The 15,647-nt window shown below is 64.8% G+C and carries 16 protein-coding genes; 4 read left to right on the top strand and 12 right to left on the bottom strand.

Annotated elements, in window-relative coordinates; all coding sequences use genetic code 11:
• Positions 1-52: 52 nt before the first annotated feature.
• Genes AB0O58_RS18985 through AB0O58_RS18970 form a run of 4 tightly spaced genes read right to left on the bottom strand, consistent with a single transcriptional unit; the run spans position 53 to position 3,519 of the window.
• The gene (locus tag AB0O58_RS18985) at positions 53-661 is read right to left on the bottom strand and encodes a response regulator transcription factor (protein WP_027497483.1); all 609 of its coding nucleotides are present in this window, start codon (positions 659-661) and stop codon (positions 53-55) included.
• The gene (locus tag AB0O58_RS18980) at positions 658-1,767 is read right to left on the bottom strand and encodes a sensor histidine kinase (protein WP_366238599.1); all 1,110 of its coding nucleotides are present in this window, start codon (positions 1,765-1,767) and stop codon (positions 658-660) included. The genes AB0O58_RS18985 and AB0O58_RS18980 overlap by 4 nt, the downstream gene beginning before the upstream one ends.
• Before the next feature lie 46 nt (positions 1,768-1,813).
• Complete coding sequence (locus tag AB0O58_RS18975; protein ID WP_283348523.1) at positions 1,814-2,608, bottom strand: ABC transporter permease; 795 nt, start codon at positions 2,606-2,608, stop codon at positions 1,814-1,816.
• The gene (locus AB0O58_RS18970; RefSeq protein ID WP_027497486.1) at positions 2,605-3,519 is read right to left on the bottom strand and encodes an ABC transporter ATP-binding protein; all 915 of its coding nucleotides are present in this window, start codon (positions 3,517-3,519) and stop codon (positions 2,605-2,607) included. The genes AB0O58_RS18975 and AB0O58_RS18970 overlap by 4 nt, the downstream gene beginning before the upstream one ends.
• Positions 3,520-3,641: 122 nt before the next feature.
• Here AB0O58_RS18970 and AB0O58_RS18965 point away from each other — a divergent pair, with 122 nt between their 5' ends.
• Entirely contained in the window at positions 3,642-5,666 is a 2,025-nt protein-coding gene (locus AB0O58_RS18965) for a TPM domain-containing protein (protein WP_366238598.1), read from the top strand.
• Positions 5,667-5,735: 69 nt separating this feature from the next.
• Here the strand turns inward: AB0O58_RS18965 and AB0O58_RS18960 are convergent, their stop codons facing one another.
• Complete coding sequence (locus AB0O58_RS18960) at positions 5,736-7,121, bottom strand: glycine--tRNA ligase (protein WP_032368169.1); 1,386 nt, start codon at positions 7,119-7,121, stop codon at positions 5,736-5,738.
• 281 nt (positions 7,122-7,402) lie between these two features.
• On the opposite strand from AB0O58_RS18960, the gene AB0O58_RS18955 reads away from it, so the two are divergent.
• Together AB0O58_RS18955 and AB0O58_RS18950 are read left to right on the top strand one after the other, a co-directional pair.
• The gene (locus AB0O58_RS18955; RefSeq protein WP_080733342.1) at positions 7,403-7,777 is read left to right on the top strand and encodes a metalloregulator ArsR/SmtB family transcription factor; all 375 of its coding nucleotides are present in this window, start codon (positions 7,403-7,405) and stop codon (positions 7,775-7,777) included.
• Positions 7,774-8,214 carry a Fur family transcriptional regulator gene (locus AB0O58_RS18950; protein WP_032368170.1) on the top strand — a complete coding sequence of 147 codons (441 nt, stop codon included), beginning with the start codon at positions 7,774-7,776 and terminating at the stop codon, positions 8,212-8,214. The genes AB0O58_RS18955 and AB0O58_RS18950 overlap by 4 nt, the downstream gene beginning before the upstream one ends.
• Positions 8,215-8,221: 7 nt before the next feature.
• On the opposite strand, the gene AB0O58_RS18945 is transcribed toward AB0O58_RS18950, so the two are convergent.
• The 4 genes from AB0O58_RS18945 to recO are packed head-to-tail and all read right to left on the bottom strand — an operon-like array spanning position 8,222 to position 11,268.
• Entirely contained in the window at positions 8,222-9,214 is a 993-nt protein-coding gene (locus tag AB0O58_RS18945) for an iron-siderophore ABC transporter substrate-binding protein (RefSeq protein ID WP_032374559.1), read from the bottom strand.
• 48 nt (positions 9,215-9,262) lie between these two features.
• A complete protein-coding gene (locus AB0O58_RS18940; protein WP_027497492.1) occupies positions 9,263-9,667 on the bottom strand; it encodes a hypothetical protein in 405 nt (134 codons plus the stop codon).
• Entirely contained in the window at positions 9,660-10,478 is an 819-nt protein-coding gene (locus AB0O58_RS18935) for an isoprenyl transferase (protein WP_045841262.1), read from the bottom strand. The genes AB0O58_RS18940 and AB0O58_RS18935 overlap by 8 nt, the downstream gene beginning before the upstream one ends.
• Positions 10,435-11,268, bottom strand: coding sequence for a DNA repair protein RecO (recO, locus tag AB0O58_RS18930; protein ID WP_032374422.1), 834 nt, complete (start codon positions 11,266-11,268; stop codon positions 10,435-10,437). The genes AB0O58_RS18935 and recO overlap by 44 nt, the downstream gene beginning before the upstream one ends.
• A gap of 72 nt (positions 11,269-11,340) precedes the next feature.
• Between recO and AB0O58_RS18925 the strand changes: the two genes are divergently transcribed.
• Positions 11,341-12,762 carry an amidase gene (locus tag AB0O58_RS18925; RefSeq protein ID WP_032368172.1) on the top strand — a complete coding sequence of 474 codons (1,422 nt, stop codon included), beginning with the start codon at positions 11,341-11,343 and terminating at the stop codon, positions 12,760-12,762.
• 18 nt (positions 12,763-12,780) lie between these two features.
• Here AB0O58_RS18925 and era read toward each other — a convergent pair whose 3' ends face one another.
• From era to ybeY, 3 genes are read right to left on the bottom strand one after another with little or no spacing between them, the layout of a single operon-like run.
• The gene (era, locus tag AB0O58_RS18920) at positions 12,781-13,695 is read right to left on the bottom strand and encodes a GTPase Era (RefSeq protein ID WP_027497495.1); all 915 of its coding nucleotides are present in this window, start codon (positions 13,693-13,695) and stop codon (positions 12,781-12,783) included.
• A gap of 16 nt (positions 13,696-13,711) precedes the next feature.
• Positions 13,712-15,034: a hemolysin family protein gene (locus AB0O58_RS18915; RefSeq protein WP_027497496.1), complete on the bottom strand. Its 1,323-nt coding sequence runs from the start codon at positions 15,032-15,034 to the stop codon at positions 13,712-13,714.
• A gap of 40 nt (positions 15,035-15,074) precedes the next feature.
• Positions 15,075-15,617, bottom strand: coding sequence for an rRNA maturation RNase YbeY (gene ybeY, locus AB0O58_RS18910; RefSeq protein ID WP_032368173.1), 543 nt, complete (start codon positions 15,615-15,617; stop codon positions 15,075-15,077).
• Between the last annotated feature and the right edge of the window lie 30 nt (positions 15,618-15,647).

Here is a 15,647-nt window from a genome sequence, read left to right as displayed (position 1 = left end):
TCGAGTTTGCCAGGCCCGCGCATCTTCGGCGGTCACGGCGCGCCTCGGAAGGTCAGAGCCACCCGCGGTCCTCGGCGACTCGGACCGCTTCGGCCCGGGTGCTGGTGCCAGTTTTTCCGATCGCCGAAGAGAGATGGTTGCGCACTGTCCCTTCCGACAGGTGCACCTGCGCCGCGATGGCACCGGCCGTTCCACCCTTCGACGCTGCGCGAAGAACTTCCTGCTCACGGGCGGTCAGCGGGGAGACGCCCTCGGTGAGCGTCTCGGTGGCGAGGGCGGGATCGACGACGCGCAGTCCCATGTGGACCCGTCGTACGGCGTCGGCCAACTGTTTGGCTGGAGTGTCCTTGACGACGAATCCGGAGGCTCCGGCATCGATCGCACGGCGTAGATATCCGGGCCGGCCGAACGTCGTGACGATCAGCACTCTCGACTCCGGTACCACCTGAGCCAGCTCGGCGGTGACGTCGATGCCGTTCTTGCCCGGCATTTCCACGTCGAGCAGCACGACGTCGGGTCGGTGTTCGAGAACCGCCGCCACCACTTCGTCGCCTCGTCCCACCTCGGCGACGATGTCGAGGTCGTGTTCGAGCCCCAACAATGCCGCGAGAGCACCACGCACCAGCGCTTGGTCGTCGGCCAGCAACAGTCTGATACTCATGGTGCCGAGACCTCCACCTTGAATCCGCCGGTCGGAACCCGGGCGACCGTCAGTGAACCACCGGCAGCGCTCACGCGTTCACCCAACCCGCGGAGCCCGTTTCCTCCACAGTGTTCCTCGACCGGCCCGCATCCGTCGTCGACGATGGAAATGCTCGACGACGACAGCGTCACTCGGCAGTGCCGTGCGTGGGAGTGTCGCACCACGTTGGTCACCGCTTCACGCAGGACCCAGCCGAACAGTTCGCGGTGTCTCAGTGGAACGACGTCGGCATCCGCAGGCAGCTCGACGTCGATGGCGGCGGCCACCAGAGCTGTTCGTGCGCTTGCCAGTTCGGTGCCGATGTCGATTTGCCGCATGCCGCCGACGGTGCTGCGAACGTCGGCCAGTGCTTGCCTTGCAAGGGTTTCCACCTCGGCGATCTCGACAGCTGCTCGGGCAGCATCGATCTCGAGCAATCTGCCGGCCAGTTCACTCTTGACAGTGATGACGGTCAGGGAATGCCCGAGAATGTCGTGCACGTCTCGGCTCATCCGCTCACGTTCGGCGACGATGGCCAGATCCGCCAATTGCTGCCGCGCCACGGCCAATTCGTGGTTGCGCTGGAAGACCTGGGTGATACCCCACGCGGCGGCCGAGCTGATCAGCAACTGAAACGCGAAAAAGTTGTCGGGCTCCCAGGACGGGATGACCCGCGGTGCCACTTCGATGGCCACTACCATCACCGCGACCAACGTCCACGCCTGCCGAACCGGCAGCGTCATCATCGCCAAGACCGCGATGTAGATCGTTGCGCCGAATCCGGTGGTTCCGATCTGCGCGCTCATCGCCGCGGTCAGGGCCAGCATTGCCGCGAGCGCGATCCAGGCCTGCCGTACCGGCAGCGGGTGTCCGCGGCGGTGACCGTTGCGAAAGCGCCAGAAGGTGGCTGTGAACACGACTCCGAACCCGACGATCGCGGCAATACCGAGGACCCGTGCCGCCACAGATTCCAAGGACAGAATCTCGTTCAACGGATAGATCAGGTAGATCAGCCAGATGGCTCCGAACATCCAGCCGTACCGCCAGACCCTGCCCTCGGGGAGGTCGGCGGTGAACGTGGTCATGTCGCCCACGGTATCTCCGTGGGCGACACGATCGGTGGTTTCCGCGTCAGGCACGCTTGGTGTCTTTCCGGAACAGCAGCGCCGCTCCTGTGATGAGCACCACCGCCCACACCACCAGGTTGACCATTGCGACGGCGAGGATGCCTGCGTCGGCCGAGGTGAACGGAGCCCGGGCCACAGTCGCCAGACCGTACAGCGGGGTGAATTTCGCCAGCATCGGGAACCAGCCGCTGTCACCGAGCGGGACGAACAATCCACCGGCCAGGGCGAGGAAGGCCAGTACCGGTCCGAGGATCTGCATGACGTTCTCCGAGGGCAGCAGGTACCCCATGAACAACCCGAATGCGGCGAACACCGCAGATCCGAGCCACGCGATCACTCCGCAGGCGAGCCACACCCAGATCGGCATGTCGGCTCCGAAGAATGCCGCGACGACGAACACCACGACGATCGCTGCAGCACCCATCGTCATGGCGACGAGCATCTTGGTGACGATGTAAGCGACAGGTTTGAGCGGAGTCAGTCGCAGCTGTCTGCTCCAGCCCTGAGCGCGTTCGACGGAGACCATCGCTCCCCCACTCGTGGTGGCCAGCATCGCTCCGTAGACGGCCATGCTGATGGCGATGTAGCCCGTGACGTTGCCGTGCGCGAAAGGGTAGTTGGTCCGGTAGTCCGACTGCGTCCCGAAAATGACGAAGAACACCGGCGGCATGACCAACGTGAAGACCAACGTGCGCTTGTTCCGGAACAGGCGACGGATTTCGAGTCCGAGGAACGTGGGCGAAAATCCGCCGTACGCAACGGCTCTGGCAGCGGTGGGGCGGGGCGAGGTCGTGGTCATCGGATACTCCCGGCGAGTTCGGTGTCGGCATCGGTGGTCAAGGCGAGAAAGGCGTCCTCGAGGTTGCGCGAGACGATTTCGAGATCGGTCGCATGCGCGTCGTTGAGCAGGTAGCGGGCAACGCAGTCGGAGTCGCGTCCGTGCACGATCACCCGGTCGCCGCGCGTCTCGACCCGGTCGACTCCGGGAAGAGCGAGCAACGTGGACCGGTCGACACCGGGCAGAGTGGCGGTGACCGTGCGTCCCGCCGCGAGGTTCTTGACCTCGGCGGCGCTGCCGTCGGCGACGATCTTGCCGTGCCGCACCAACACGATTCGGTCGGCGTAGGCATCGGCCTCGTCGAGGTAGTGCGTTGCGAACAGCACTGTTCGGCCGGTACTCGCGTCCTGGCGAATGGCGTTCCAGAAGTCACGACGACCCTCGACGTCCATGCCGGTGGTCGGCTCGTCCAGCACCAGCAGATCCGGGTCGGGCAACAGTGCAAGTGCGAATCGCAGTCGCTGTTGCTGGCCGCCGGAGCACTTGGCCACTCGCCTGTCGCCGATGTCGGCGATGCCGGCCCGAGTCAGCACTTCCTTCACCGACCGAGTTCGGGCGAACAGGGCCGCGGTCAGTTCGACGGTTTCGCGGACGGTCAGGTCGCGAAGAAGTCCGCCGGTCTGCATCACCGCCGAGATGCGCCCCTGGGCGATGGCGTCGGCCGGAGTTCCGCCGAACACCGATACCGTCCCGGTGGTGGGTGTGGCCAGGCCGAGCATCATGTCGATGGTCGTGGTCTTGCCGGCACCGTTCGGTCCGAGAAAAGCGACTACCTCGCCCGGCTCGATGGACAGGTCGATCCCGTCCACCGCACGGACCGATCCGTATGTCTTCGTGACGCCTCGCAGTTCGACTGCCTTCGTTGTGGTCATGACAGCTACTCTGCTGCGATCCGAGCCCGACCACCTCGACCGAGCGTCACGATTGCACGATGACAACTGTCATGGATCGACCTGCTCGTTTCGGACACCCTGGAGCCGGTAGATTTCAGCGCATGGCAGTCCAGCACCGGCGGCATTCCAGCCCCACAGTCCGTAGGTCGGTCCATCGATTCCGTCGCCTCGCCGCAACAGGTGCTCTGACCTTGTTCGCTGCGGTTCTCCTCGCCCCCGGCGTCGCCTCCGCCGAGGCACCCTCGCGCCTCGCCACCCAGATCACCGACAACGTGCAGGCACTCGATCCGGACTCGCTGGCCGAGGTACAGACGTCCATCGACGACCTGTACGGCGGCAGTCAGCTCAGGCTGTGGGTCACCTACGTTGCGGATTTCGACAACATGTCGGCGGCCGACTGGGCACGGCAGACGTACGAACGGAGCGATCTCGGTCAGCGAGACGTCCTGCTCGCAGTGGCGACCGTCGATCGGTCGTACTACCTCGGCGTCAACACCGGGCTCTCACAGATCACCACGGCGGAGCAGGACGACATTCGTGTCAACGACGTCGAACCTGCGCTGGGCGAAGAGGATTGGTCGGGAGCGGCCATAGCGGCGGCCGGCGCTCTCGGCGAGGCCTATGCGTCGAGCGGTGGAGGTGGGTCGTCGGCACCGCTGCTGATCGGTGTCGGGGTGTTGGCCGTCGCAGGCGGCGGAGCTGTTGTCTACTCCTCACGGCGCAAGAAGGCTCGAGTGGCCGCCGAGGTGGAAGCGGTGGCGAAGATCGACCCGAGCGACCCGGCAGCATTGGCCCAATTCCCGATCGACGTTCTCGACACCCGCGCCAAGGAAATTCTGATCGAGACCGACAACGCCGTGCGAGCCAGCGAGGAGGAATTGACCTTGGCCCGAGGCGAATTCGGCGATTCGGCAGCCGCTCCCTTCATCACGGCGTACGACAACGCAAAGAAAGCTCTGGCCTCTGCCTTCGAGATCCGTCAGCGGCTCGACGACGCCATTCCTGAAACCCCCGATCAGCGACGGGCGATGCTCGTCGAAATCATCTCCTCGTGCGGCCAGGCAGATCGCGAACTCGACTCTCGGGTCGAGGAATTCGACGGATTCCGCGACCTCGTCATGAACGCCGGTTCGCATCTCGACGAGCTCACCCAAGCCATCATCGGCTTGACGGTGCGCATTCCGCAGTCCGAAGCCGTACTCGCTCAACTGCATTCGGAATTCTCCGAGACCGCATTGAAATCGATTGCCGACAACGTCACGATGGCCAAGGATCGAGTTGCGCTGGCCGAGGAGAACATCGAAGCCGGCCGCAAGGCCGCAGCACTGCCGCCCGGTAAGCAGGGCCCGGCCGTCACAGCGATTCGGACCGCGGAACGAGCCGTCGATCAGGCGAAGTCACTGCTCGACGGAGTCGACCACGCCCGCGACGACATACGGCACGCAATAGCCACCCTGCCCGACGCCATCGCGGACGTCCGCCGGGACATCGAGCAGGCTCGCGGACTGGCCGAACACGGCGGCACCGAACTGCAGGCGGCGATGACTGCGGCACAGACGGCATTGAAGAAGGCCGAGGCGGCACAGTCGAGCGATCCGCTCGGTAGTTACACCGCCCTTGCCGCAGCAGATTCCGAACTCGAGAAGATCGTCGACGAAGCATCGGCCGAGAAGGCCGCCGAGGATCAGCTGCGTGCGCGTCTGGAACGCGATATCGCGGCTGCTCAGGCGCAGATCACTGCTGCTGCGGACTACATCTCGACGCGCCGCGGCGGCGTGGGTGCCGATGCTCGAACGCGTTTGTCCGAAGCCGAACGGCATCTCGGTGCAGCTCGTCAGCTCGAGCCGGACAATCCCGACGAGGCTCTCAAGCACGCGCATGCCGCCAGCCAATTGGCTTCGCGCGCATCGCAGATCGCCCAGTCCGACGTGCAGAACTGGGAAAATCGGCACGGCCCACGCGGCGGCAGTAGCGGCGGCAACGTAGCAGGCGCCGTGCTCGGCGGAATCCTGATCAACAGCGTGCTGCGCGGCGGCGGCGGATTCGGTGGTGGATTCGGCGGCGGGGGCTTCGGCGGCGGTGGAGGCGGAGGCGGCGGCTTCGGTGGCGGCGGCGGCCGCTTCTGATTCGACCCAGACATGCGACAGGGCCCGATCTCTCACCGAGAGATCGGGCCCTGTGTATTGCCTACAGCCCTACGCGCCGATCAGACGGGCGGCGATGTAGCCCTCGACCTGATCGAGAGCCACGCGCTCCTGTGCCATCGTGTCGCGCTCACGAATGGTGACGGCGTGGTCGTCGAGGGTGTCGAAGTCGACGGTGATGCAGAACGGGGTACCGATCTCGTCCTGGCGACGGTAGCGACGGCCGATGGCTCCGGCATCGTCGAATTCCACGTTCCAGTACTGACGCAGTTGCTGCGCAAGATCTTTCGCCTTCGGCGTCAGGTCGGCGTTACGCGAGAGCGGGAGCACCGCGACCTTCACCGGGGCAAGACGACGATCGAGCTTGAGCACGACACGCTTGTCGACGCCGCCCTTGGCGTTGGGGGCCTCGTCCTCTGTGTACGCGTCGACGAGGAACGCCATCAGCGACCGAGTCAAGCCGGCGGCCGGCTCGATGACGTACGGGGTGTACCGGGTGTCGGTGGCCTGCTCGTAGTAGCTCAGGTCCTGGCCCGACGCCTTCGAGTGCACCGTCAGGTCGTAATCGGTGCGGTTTGCGACGCCCTCGAGCTCACCCCAGGCGCTGCCCTGGAAGCCGAAGCGGTACTCGATGTCGACGGTGCGCTTGGAGTAGTGCGACAGCTTTTCCTTGGCGTGCTCGTACAGCCGCAGGTTCTCCGGATCGATGCCGAGATCGGTGTACCACTTCATGCGGTAGTCGATCCAGTACTGATGCCACTCGTCGTCCTCGCCGGGCTTGACGAAGAACTCCATCTCCATTTGCTCGAACTCGCGAGTGCGGAAGATGAAGTTTCCCGGTGTGATCTCGTTGCGGAAGCTCTTGCCGATCTGGCCGATGCCGAACGGCGGCTTCTTGCGTGAGGTCGTCAGCACGTTGGCGAAGTTGACGAAGATGCCCTGGGCGGTCTCGGGGCGAAGGTAATGCAGCCCCTCTTCGTTGTCGACCGGGCCGAGGAAGGTCTTGAGCAGGCCGGAGAATGCGCGCGGCTCGGTCCACGAACCGGGCTCACCGGTCTCCGGGTCGCGGATATCGGCGAGTCCGTTCTCGGGCGGGTGGCCGTGCTTCTCCTCGTAGGCCTCGATGAGGTGATCGGCACGGTAGCGCTTGTGGGTGTGCAGCGACTCGACGAGCGGATCGGAGAACGTCTCGACGTGGCCGGAGGCCTCCCACACCTGGCGCGGCAGAATCACCGACGAGTCGAGCCCGACGGTGTCGTCGCGGCTGGTGACCATGTTGCGCCACCACTGCTTCTTGATGTTCTCCTTGAGCTCGACGCCGAGCGGACCGTAGTCCCAGGCCGACTTCGTACCGCCGTAGATTTCGCCGCACGGGTAGACGAGACCTCTGCGCTTGGCGAGGTTGGCGACGGTTTCGACCTTGGACTTGGGTGCCACTGGCGGAGCTCTCCATCTTCGGTTACATCGTGTACGAGGTGACGTGGGCGGTTTTCGCCCTGATCAGACTATCTGGCTCGGTCGTCGATTCCGAACAGCGGTCGGGCACCGAAATTGACATGCGCACCTGTGCATATCACAATGAATATGATTTGCAATAACGATGACTGCACTAGCCTGAGTTCATGACGTCGACCGTGCAGGGAGAATTCGACAACCGACCGGTGACCGAAGGAGCCGCAGCCATGTCCACGGTGCACACCCACAGAACCGACTCGTCCATGGAGAGGGCGGCGCATCTGCAGGATCCGGAACGCCCGGTGCACGACGACCCGTTCGCCGCCACTCCCCCGGCGTTACTTCCGCCGAAGGAGACCTTGGCCGCGGCCGGCGACATCCTGCGTGCACTGGCCGCACCGGTTCGGATTGCGATCGTCCTGCAGCTCCGAGAATCCGAGCGCTGCGTTCACGAACTCGTCGTCGCCCTCGGTGTGACACAGCCGTTGATCAGCCAGCATCTGCGGGTTCTCAAGGCGGCCGGTGTGGTCCGCGGAGAACGTAACGGCCGCGAGGTCCTGTACCGACTGGTCGACGACCATCTCTCCCACATCGTCGTCGACGCCGTGGCTCACGCCGAGGAAGGCCGAAACCTGTGACCGAGAAGACGACCGATACCGCCACTCCGAGACGACCCGTCGTGGTCGGAGTGCGCGCCACCAAACAACGAAGTGCGATCTCGGACCTGCTCGACACCATCGAGGAGTTCAAGTCCGCGCAGGATCTGCACGACGAGCTGCGCAAGCGCGGCGAGGGTATCGGCCTGACCACCGTGTACCGCACACTGCAGACTCTCGCCGACGCAGGAACGGTCGACGTCCTGCGTACCGACAACGGCGAGTCGGTCTACCGGCGTTGCTCCTCGGGCCATCATCACCACCTGGTGTGCCGAGCATGCGGATTCACCGTCGAGGTCGAGGGTCCCACCGTCGAGAAGTGGTCGCAGAGTGTCGCCGAGTCCAACGGCTTCAGCGACGTGAGCCACACGATCGAGATATTCGGCACCTGCAGTCAGTGCAGCACGGCCGATCACTGACCAGCTCTCACCCCACCGCACCCGCCAGGCGAGGCACCACCGAATCGATGGCGAACGGAATGGACAGCACCGAGTTGTACGTGATCGCCCCACGCTGATCGGTGGACAACGGAACGATGGCGTCGTTGCGGGCGGCTGTCAGTGTTCCGAAGATTGGATTCTCCGCCACGACGTCGTTGTCGTCGCCGGTGCCGAGATAGAGCACCACATCGGCGTCGAGCTTCGAGATGTTCTCAGCCGAGACCGGAACGAAGAAGTTGGTTCCGTTGTCCTCGGCCAGGATCGGGTCCGGAATCCCGAAGCCCAATGACGTGACGAACGTCCCCCGCGCGTCCCCCGGCAGATATGCGCCGAACTGACCGTCGTACGGAAGTACCACGGCGGCAGTCTTACCCGCGAACTCCGGATGTGCGGCTCGAACCTGTTCGAGTGCAGCCGTGGTCTGGGCGTTCAGCTTCTTGCCACGATCGGATTCGCCCATCGCGCGGGCGATGGTGTCGGTTGCCACCTCGCGATCGACGGCGTATGCCGCCGATCCGGCCGGTCGAGCGACGGTCGGGGCGATGTCACTGAGTTGCGCGTAGGTGGCCTCGTCGAAGCCGGCGTTCAGCCCGGTGATCAGATCCGGTTGCAGAGAAGCGATCAGCTCGAAGTTCGGTTCGGACTCCGAGCCCAGCAGCGTCAGTGGTGCGTCGCCCACCAACTCGTCGGTCCACGGACCGAGTCCGGTCTCGTAGAAGGTGTATCCGGTGTTTCCGACCGGGACGGTTCCGAGCGCGATGACGGCATCGGCGTCGGACACCCCGAGCGTGACTATGCGGGTGGGCTTCTCCGGAACGGTCGTGCTGCCGTAGATGTGGTCGATGACCACCGGGAAAACACCGTCCGCAGACTGGGCCGCGCTGTCGTCGGGTTCTGCTGTGGAGCAGGCAGTTGCGGACGCGCCGATGGCCATCACCGCCACCACTGCCGTCAGCATTCTGGATACTCGAACCGCCATTGCAACCGCCTTCACGTGAGTAAGTAAAGGCTTACCTTAGACGACCGTTCAGGGCAGCAAACCCTCGCGGGCCTTCTCGACCCCGGCGAGCACCAGAATCAACATCGTCAACATCGCTTCGTCGTCCAACCCGTTGGCCGGAAAGGTGTAGCGCAACAACACATCTGCCAGCTTGTCGTGGGTGTTGACCGAAATCGCGCCGAACTGCGAATCGGCATTGCGGTCGGCTACCTTCTTGTGTAGTGCGGGCTTGAGCGGTCGATCCCACGCCAGCACCGCGGTGAGCGAAAGCACCTCGAGCTCCGGCGAGAGCTGCACCGCGCGTAGCGAGCACAGCGCACCTGCATAGTCGAACCCCAGAGAGCCTTCCTCCCCCACAGTGACAGTGGCGAACTGCGCCAACGCCAACTGAGCCCGCGTCTGCAAGGTGAGGCCAGATACATCGTCACTCATATTTCACTCCACCGAATCGTCGGTCCCGCGACGCGAATTCGATGCAGGCCTCCCACAGATCTCGACGATCGAAATCGGGGAACAGTTTCTTCTGGAACACGAACTCCGCGTAGGCCGACTGCCACAGCAGGAAATTGGAGGTTCTCTGCTCCCCCGAGGGACGCAGGAACAGGTCGACGTCGGGCATGTCCGCCTCGTCGAGGTACTTCGCGACGGTCGCCTCGGTGATCTTTTCCGGGTTGATCTTTCCGGCGGCAACCTGACGCGCGATTTCCCTTGTGGCGTCGGCAATTTCGGCTCGCCCGCCGTAATTGACACACATGGTCAGCGTCATCACCGTGTTGTGCTTCGTCAGCTCCTCGGCCACTTCGAGTTCTTTGATGACGCTGCCCCACAGTCGCGGTCGCCGACCTGCCCAGCGCACCCGCACACCCATCTCGTTCATCTCGTCTCGTCGACGCCGGATCACGTCGCGATTGAAACCCATCAAGAACTTGACCTCGTCGGGACTGCGCTTCCAGTTCTCCGTCGAGAAAGCGTACGCAGACAACCACTGCACACCGATTTCGATGCAGCCACAGACGGCATCCATCAGTACTGCTTCGCCCTGCTCGTGCCCTGCGGTTCGCGGCAATCCACGATCCTGAGCCCACCGGCCGTTACCGTCCATGACCAGAGCGACGTGACGAGGAATCAGCTCCGGCTGCAAGATCGGCGGCCGCGCACCCGAGGGGTGCGGGTCCGGCGGGCGAACCGCCGGCCGTTCGTCAGGCCGGTGTTGCGGCTCGCGTCGTCGAATCACGGTCCCCATCCTGCCCGACGGTGTCGGCGAACACGGAGTCAGGTTGGGCCAGCGGCACCTGGTGTGGATGCGAGCGCTCGATGAGCGGAAGTGTGCGGAGCTGGCGTTCGAGGTGCCACTGCAGATGAGCCGCCACCAGGCCACTGGCCTGCTTTCGGACCGCATCGGAGGTGGTGACGGTGTAGTCCCACTCCCCTCGTTCGAGGGCCACCATCAAATCCAGAACACCGGTCGATGGCGTCGCAGATCCCGGCGGTCGGCAATGCACGCACACAGCGCCACCCGCGGCGACGTGGAACGCACGATGCGGCCCCACCGCAGCGCATCGAGCGCAGTCCGTCAGTGCGGGAGCCCATCCGGCGAAACCCATCGCACGCAGCAGATACGCGTCGAGTACCAACTCGGGCGGCCGCATGTGCTGCGCAAGGGCACGCAGCGCGCCGACGGTCAGCTGATGCAGGCGCTGCGCGGGGGCGTGTTCTTCGCCGGCCAGACGCTCGGCGGTTTCGAGGACTGCGCAGCCGGTGGTGTACCGGCCGTAATCGGCAACGATGTCCCCGCCGAACGCGTCCACCGTGTGCACCTGAGTGACGATGTCGAGGTTGCGTCCGGGATAGAGCAGGACGTCGATGTGCGCAAACGGCTCCAGCCGTGCGCCGAACTTGGACTTGGTGCGGCGCACCCCCTTGGCCACCGCACGGACGATGCCGTTCTCCCTGGTCAGCAACGTGACGATGCGATCGGCCTCACCCAGCTTGTGCTGGCGCAGGACGACTGCGTTGTCACGGTATGGCCTCACGCTCTCCAGTGTCCCACGTGGGCGTCGACGAAGATCGTTCCCGCGCTGACGGTGAGTCGATACTGTGCACACGTGGATTTCCATCGGTCGACACTCGTTGCTCAGGCTGCCGAACTCGCGTCGAGACGCGTCACCTCGGTCGAGGTGGTCACCGCTGCACTGGATCGCATAGAACGCAGTCAACCCACCCTCAACGCGTTCCGGATCGTGCGACGCGATGCCGCCCTCACCGAAGCCGCCGAGGCCGATCGGCTGATTGCTGCGGGCTCGTCCGCTCCCCTGCTCGGCGTTCCGATCGCAGTCAAGGACGACGTCGACATCGTCGGCGAACCGACCGCATTCGGCTGCGCAGGCCGGTTTCCGCTGGCCACCGAGGACTCCGAGGTGGTCCGCCGACTGCGTGCTGCAGGGGCGATCATCGTGGGAAAGACCAACAGTCCCGAACTCGGGCAATGGCCGTTCACGGGCGGATCGTTCGGCCACACGAGGAATCCGTGGCACCGAGACCGGACTCCGGGCGGTTCCTCCGGTGGCAGTTCTGCCGCGGTCGCAGCCGAATTGGTTTCCGCCGCTCTGGGTTCCGACGGTGCCGGCTCGGTGCGCATCCCGGCGTCGTGGACCAACCTCGTCGGCATCAAGCCGCAGCGCGGCCGAATTTCCACCTGGCCCGATGCCGAGGCGTTCAACGGCATCACCGTCATCGGTCCGCTCGCCCGAACGGTGGCCGACGCAGCCCTGCTTCTCGACGTGGTCTCCGGTGGGCACGACGGCGATCTGCACCGGCCGACTCCGCTGACCGTCTCTGACGCCGTCGGCCGCGACCCCGGTTCGCTGCGCATCGCGTTGAGTCTGCGCAAGCCGTTCATTCCGACACCCGCGGCACTGGATCCCGAGATCACGGCTGCGGCGTACGAGATGGCTGCCGTGCTGCGGTTGCTCGGTCACCGTGTGGTCGTCGACGATCCTGCGTACGGAATGTTGTTGGGGCTCAACTTCTTACCGCGGTCGTTGGCCGGAGTCGCGGCCTGGCTCGACCGCCTGCCCGACCCGTCTCTGGCCGACCCCCGCACCCGAGCCAACGCCCGGAGCGGACGCGCCCTCGCCGGCGCACCGCTGCGGGCAGCCCGCGCGGCGGAGCCACGGATAGCCCGCCGCATCGGCCAGTTCTTCGACGACTACGACATCGTGCTCGCCCCGACGACGGCCACGCCGCCTCCGCGGGTCGACGCCATCGACGGCATCTCCAACGCCGACACCGACCGTGTGATCACCGAACACTGCCCGTACACGTGGCCGTGGAACGTCCTCGGTTGGCCCAGCGTCAACGTCCCCGCGGGACTGACGAAAGCCGGTCTACCGATCGGTCTGCAGCTGATGGGCCACGAATCCACAGAGCCTCTGCTGGTCTCGGTGGCCGCTCAACTCGAGAACGTACTGCAGTGGCATCGCCGACGCCCCGAGCCGTGGTGGAACCGGGTGAGCGACACCTCGTAGCCTGCTCGTCAGGGCACGTCAGAAGCCGAGCTTGCCCATCTGCTTGGGGTCGGTCTGCCAGTCCTTGGCGATCTTGACGTGCAGATCCAGGTAGATGCGGGTACCGAGCAATTTCTCGATCTGCAGTCGCGACGCGGTGCCGACCTCTTTGAGTCGCGAACCGCCCTTGCCGATGATGATGGCCTTCTGGCTGGACCGTTCGACGTACAGGATCGCGTGCACATCGAGCATGTTGTCGTGGCCCTCGCGCGGCACGACCTCCTCGATGACCACTGCCAGCGAGTGCGGGAGCTCGTCGCGGACACCTTCGAGCGCTGCCTCGCGGATCAGCTCGGCCATGAGGATTTCCTCCGGCTCGTCCGTCAGTTCCCCGTCGGGATAGAAGGCGGGACCCGGCGGCAATTCGGAGGCCAGGAGGTCGACGAGCTTCTCGATCTGCTCACCGGATTCGGCCGATACCGGGATCACGTGCGAATTCTCGCCCAGCAACTTCGACAACGACATCAACTGCTGTACGACGCGTTCCTTCTTGACCTTGTCGATCTTGGTCACGATGCCGATCAGGGTGGTCTTCGGCGCGATGTGCCGCACTTGTTCGAGGATCCATCGGTCGCCCGGTCCGATCTTCTCGTCGGCGGGGATGCACAGTCCGATGACGTCGACCTCGGAGTAGGTGTCCTGCACCAGGTCGTTGAGGCGTTGGCCCAGAAGCGTTCTCGGTCGGTGCAGCCCCGGGGTGTCGACAAGGATCAGTTGCGCGTGGTCGCGGTGCACGATGCCGCGGATCGTGTGGCGCGTGGTCTGGGGCCGCGAGGACGTGATGGCGATCTTCGACCCCACCAGTGCATTGGTCAGGGTCGACTTGCCGGTGTTGGGCCGGCCTACGAAACAGACGAATCCGGATCGGAACTCTTCGGTGTGTTGCTCGGACATCGAGCACCTCCAGATTTCAGTGTTGGTGAGTGACGTCCGACGAGTCGTCGTCCTCGGTGGATTCTTCGTCGGGTTCGAGCTTTTCGACCAGCACGGTGGTGATGCGGACGCGGCCCTTGGGGTCGGCTCCGCCCTCGCCGCGCAGCAACAATCCGTGAGTGGTCACTTCGGAACCGGGCAGCGGCACTCGGCCGAGCTCGTAGCCGAGGAGTCCGCCGACGGTATCGACCTCCTCGGATTCGATGTCGATACCGAAGATTTCGCCCAGATCCTCGAGCGGTACCCGCGAGGACACCCGGAACCGTCCGTCTTCGAGTTGCTCGATGGGTGCTACCTCGTCCGAGTCGTATTCGTCGGCGATTTCGCCGACGATCTCCTCGATGACGTCCTCGATGGTCACCAGGCCCGCGATGCCGCCGTACTCGTCGACCAACAACGCCATATGGTTTCGGTCTCGCTGCATCTCGGCGAGAAGACTGTCGAGCGGCTTGGAGTCCGGCACGAACACCGCCGGACGCATCAGTTCGGAGACCTGTACGCCTCGCCCACCGTCGGTGGAGTAATACGTCTGCTGCACAAGGTCTTTGAGGTACACCACGCCGACGATATCGTCCACGTTCTCGCCGATCACCGGGATGCGAGAGTGCCCACTGCGCACGGCCAGCGACGTCGCCTGCCCCGCCGACTTGTCGGATTCGATCCACACCATCTCGGGCCGCGGCACCATGACCTCGCGGGCCGAGGTATCGCCCAGCTCGAACACCGATTGAATCATTCGGCGTTCGTCGTCGGCCACGACTCCGCGCTCGCGAGCCATGTCGACGAGCTCACGTAGCTCGATCTCGGATGCGAACGGGCCGTTGCGAAATCCCTTGCCCGGGGTGATCGCGTTACCGATGAGGATGAGCAGCCTGCTGATCGGCCCGAGGAGCCAGCCGAGGGCGCGCAACGGCAACGCTGCGGCGAGCGCGATCGAGTACGCGTTCTGCCTACCCAGCGTTCTCGGACCGACGCCGATCACGACGTAACTGACCAAAACCATTGCCACAGCGGTGATCACGAGCGCGGTGGTCGAGTCGATCAATTGGGTCAGGCCGCCTGCGAGCAGCACCGTGCCGCCGATTTCGCACAGAATACGAAGCAGCACCATGAGATTGACGTACCGCGGGCGGTCGGCAACCACGACGACGAGGCCGGTGGCACCCGGTCGCTCGTCCTTGACCATGTCTTCGATTCGCGCCCGCGAGACGGTGTTCAGGGCCGAATCGACGGCGGCGAACAAGCCGCCGAGAGGAACCAGCAGAACGGCGAAGACGATGAGTGCGGCAGCACTGCTCACGCGCTAGGACCCCGCACTCCCGCTGGTCCGAACACGCACATCATCGGTCGAGACCGTCGACGAAGCCGGCCTTGCCGAGCAGCCGAGCGTCTCGAACGGCCTGTTCGGCTGCCTGCTCCGCCCGCCTGGCGTCTTCGTACCATTCGGCCAGCAGACGGTTCTGCAGCTCGAACATTTCCTTCTCTTCGTCCGGCTCGGCGTGGTCGTAGCCGAGCAGGTGCAGCACGCCGTGCACGGTGAGCAGCGCGAGCTCGTGTTCGAGCGAATGTCCTGCTGCCGCGGCCTGATCCGCCGCGAAGGACGGGCACAGCACGATGTCTCCGAGCATCGCCGGTCCGGGCTCGGGAGCATCGGGCCGACCGCCCGGTTCGAGCTCGTCCATCGGAAACGACATCACGTCGGTGGGGCCGGGCAGATCCATCCAGCGCATGTGCAGATCTGCCATGGTTGCCGAATCCACCAGCACCATGGACAGTTCCGCAGCGGGGTGCACGTCCATGCCTGCGATCGCGAACCGTGCGACCGAGACCAGTTCGGGCTCGGAGATGTCCATCCCCGACTCGTTGGACACTTCGATACTCATCTAGCCACTACCCACGCTCTCGTTGCCTGC

It is taken from the genome of Rhodococcus sp. NPDC080181 (genome assembly GCF_040702225.1).
GTDB classification, from domain to species: domain Bacteria; phylum Actinomycetota; class Actinomycetes; order Mycobacteriales; family Mycobacteriaceae; genus Rhodococcoides; species Rhodococcoides fascians.
The sequence above is the reverse complement of the archived record's forward strand: the minus strand, read 5'-3'. Positions and strand labels throughout refer to the sequence as shown.

Coding starts and splice junctions, on each gene's coding strand:
- AB0O58_RS18985 (WP_027497483.1), bottom strand. CDS start 661: ATGAGTATCAGACTGTTGCTGGCCGACGACCAAGCGCTGGTGCGTGGT.
- ybeY (WP_032368173.1), bottom strand. CDS start 15,617: ATGAGTATCGAAGTGTCCAACGAGTCGGGGATGGACATCTCCGAGCCC.
- AB0O58_RS18975 (WP_283348523.1), bottom strand. CDS start 2,608: ATGACCACGACCTCGCCCCGCCCCACCGCTGCCAGAGCCGTTGCGTAC.
- AB0O58_RS18945 (WP_032374559.1), bottom strand. CDS start 9,214: ATGGCGGTTCGAGTATCCAGAATGCTGACGGCAGTGGTGGCGGTGATG.
- AB0O58_RS18935 (WP_045841262.1), bottom strand. CDS start 10,478: ATGGGGACCGTGATTCGACGACGCGAGCCGCAACACCGGCCTGACGAA.
- AB0O58_RS18970 (WP_027497486.1), bottom strand. CDS start 3,519: ATGACCACAACGAAGGCAGTCGAACTGCGAGGCGTCACGAAGACATAC.
- AB0O58_RS18940 (WP_027497492.1), bottom strand. CDS start 9,667: ATGAGTGACGATGTATCTGGCCTCACCTTGCAGACGCGGGCTCAGTTG.
- AB0O58_RS18980 (WP_366238599.1), bottom strand. CDS start 1,767: ATGACCACGTTCACCGCCGACCTCCCCGAGGGCAGGGTCTGGCGGTAC.
- AB0O58_RS18965 (WP_366238598.1), top strand. CDS start 3,642: ATGGCAGTCCAGCACCGGCGGCATTCCAGCCCCACAGTCCGTAGGTCG.
- AB0O58_RS18955 (WP_080733342.1), top strand. CDS start 7,403: ATGGAGAGGGCGGCGCATCTGCAGGATCCGGAACGCCCGGTGCACGAC.
- era (WP_027497495.1), bottom strand. CDS start 13,695: ATGTCCGAGCAACACACCGAAGAGTTCCGATCCGGATTCGTCTGTTTC.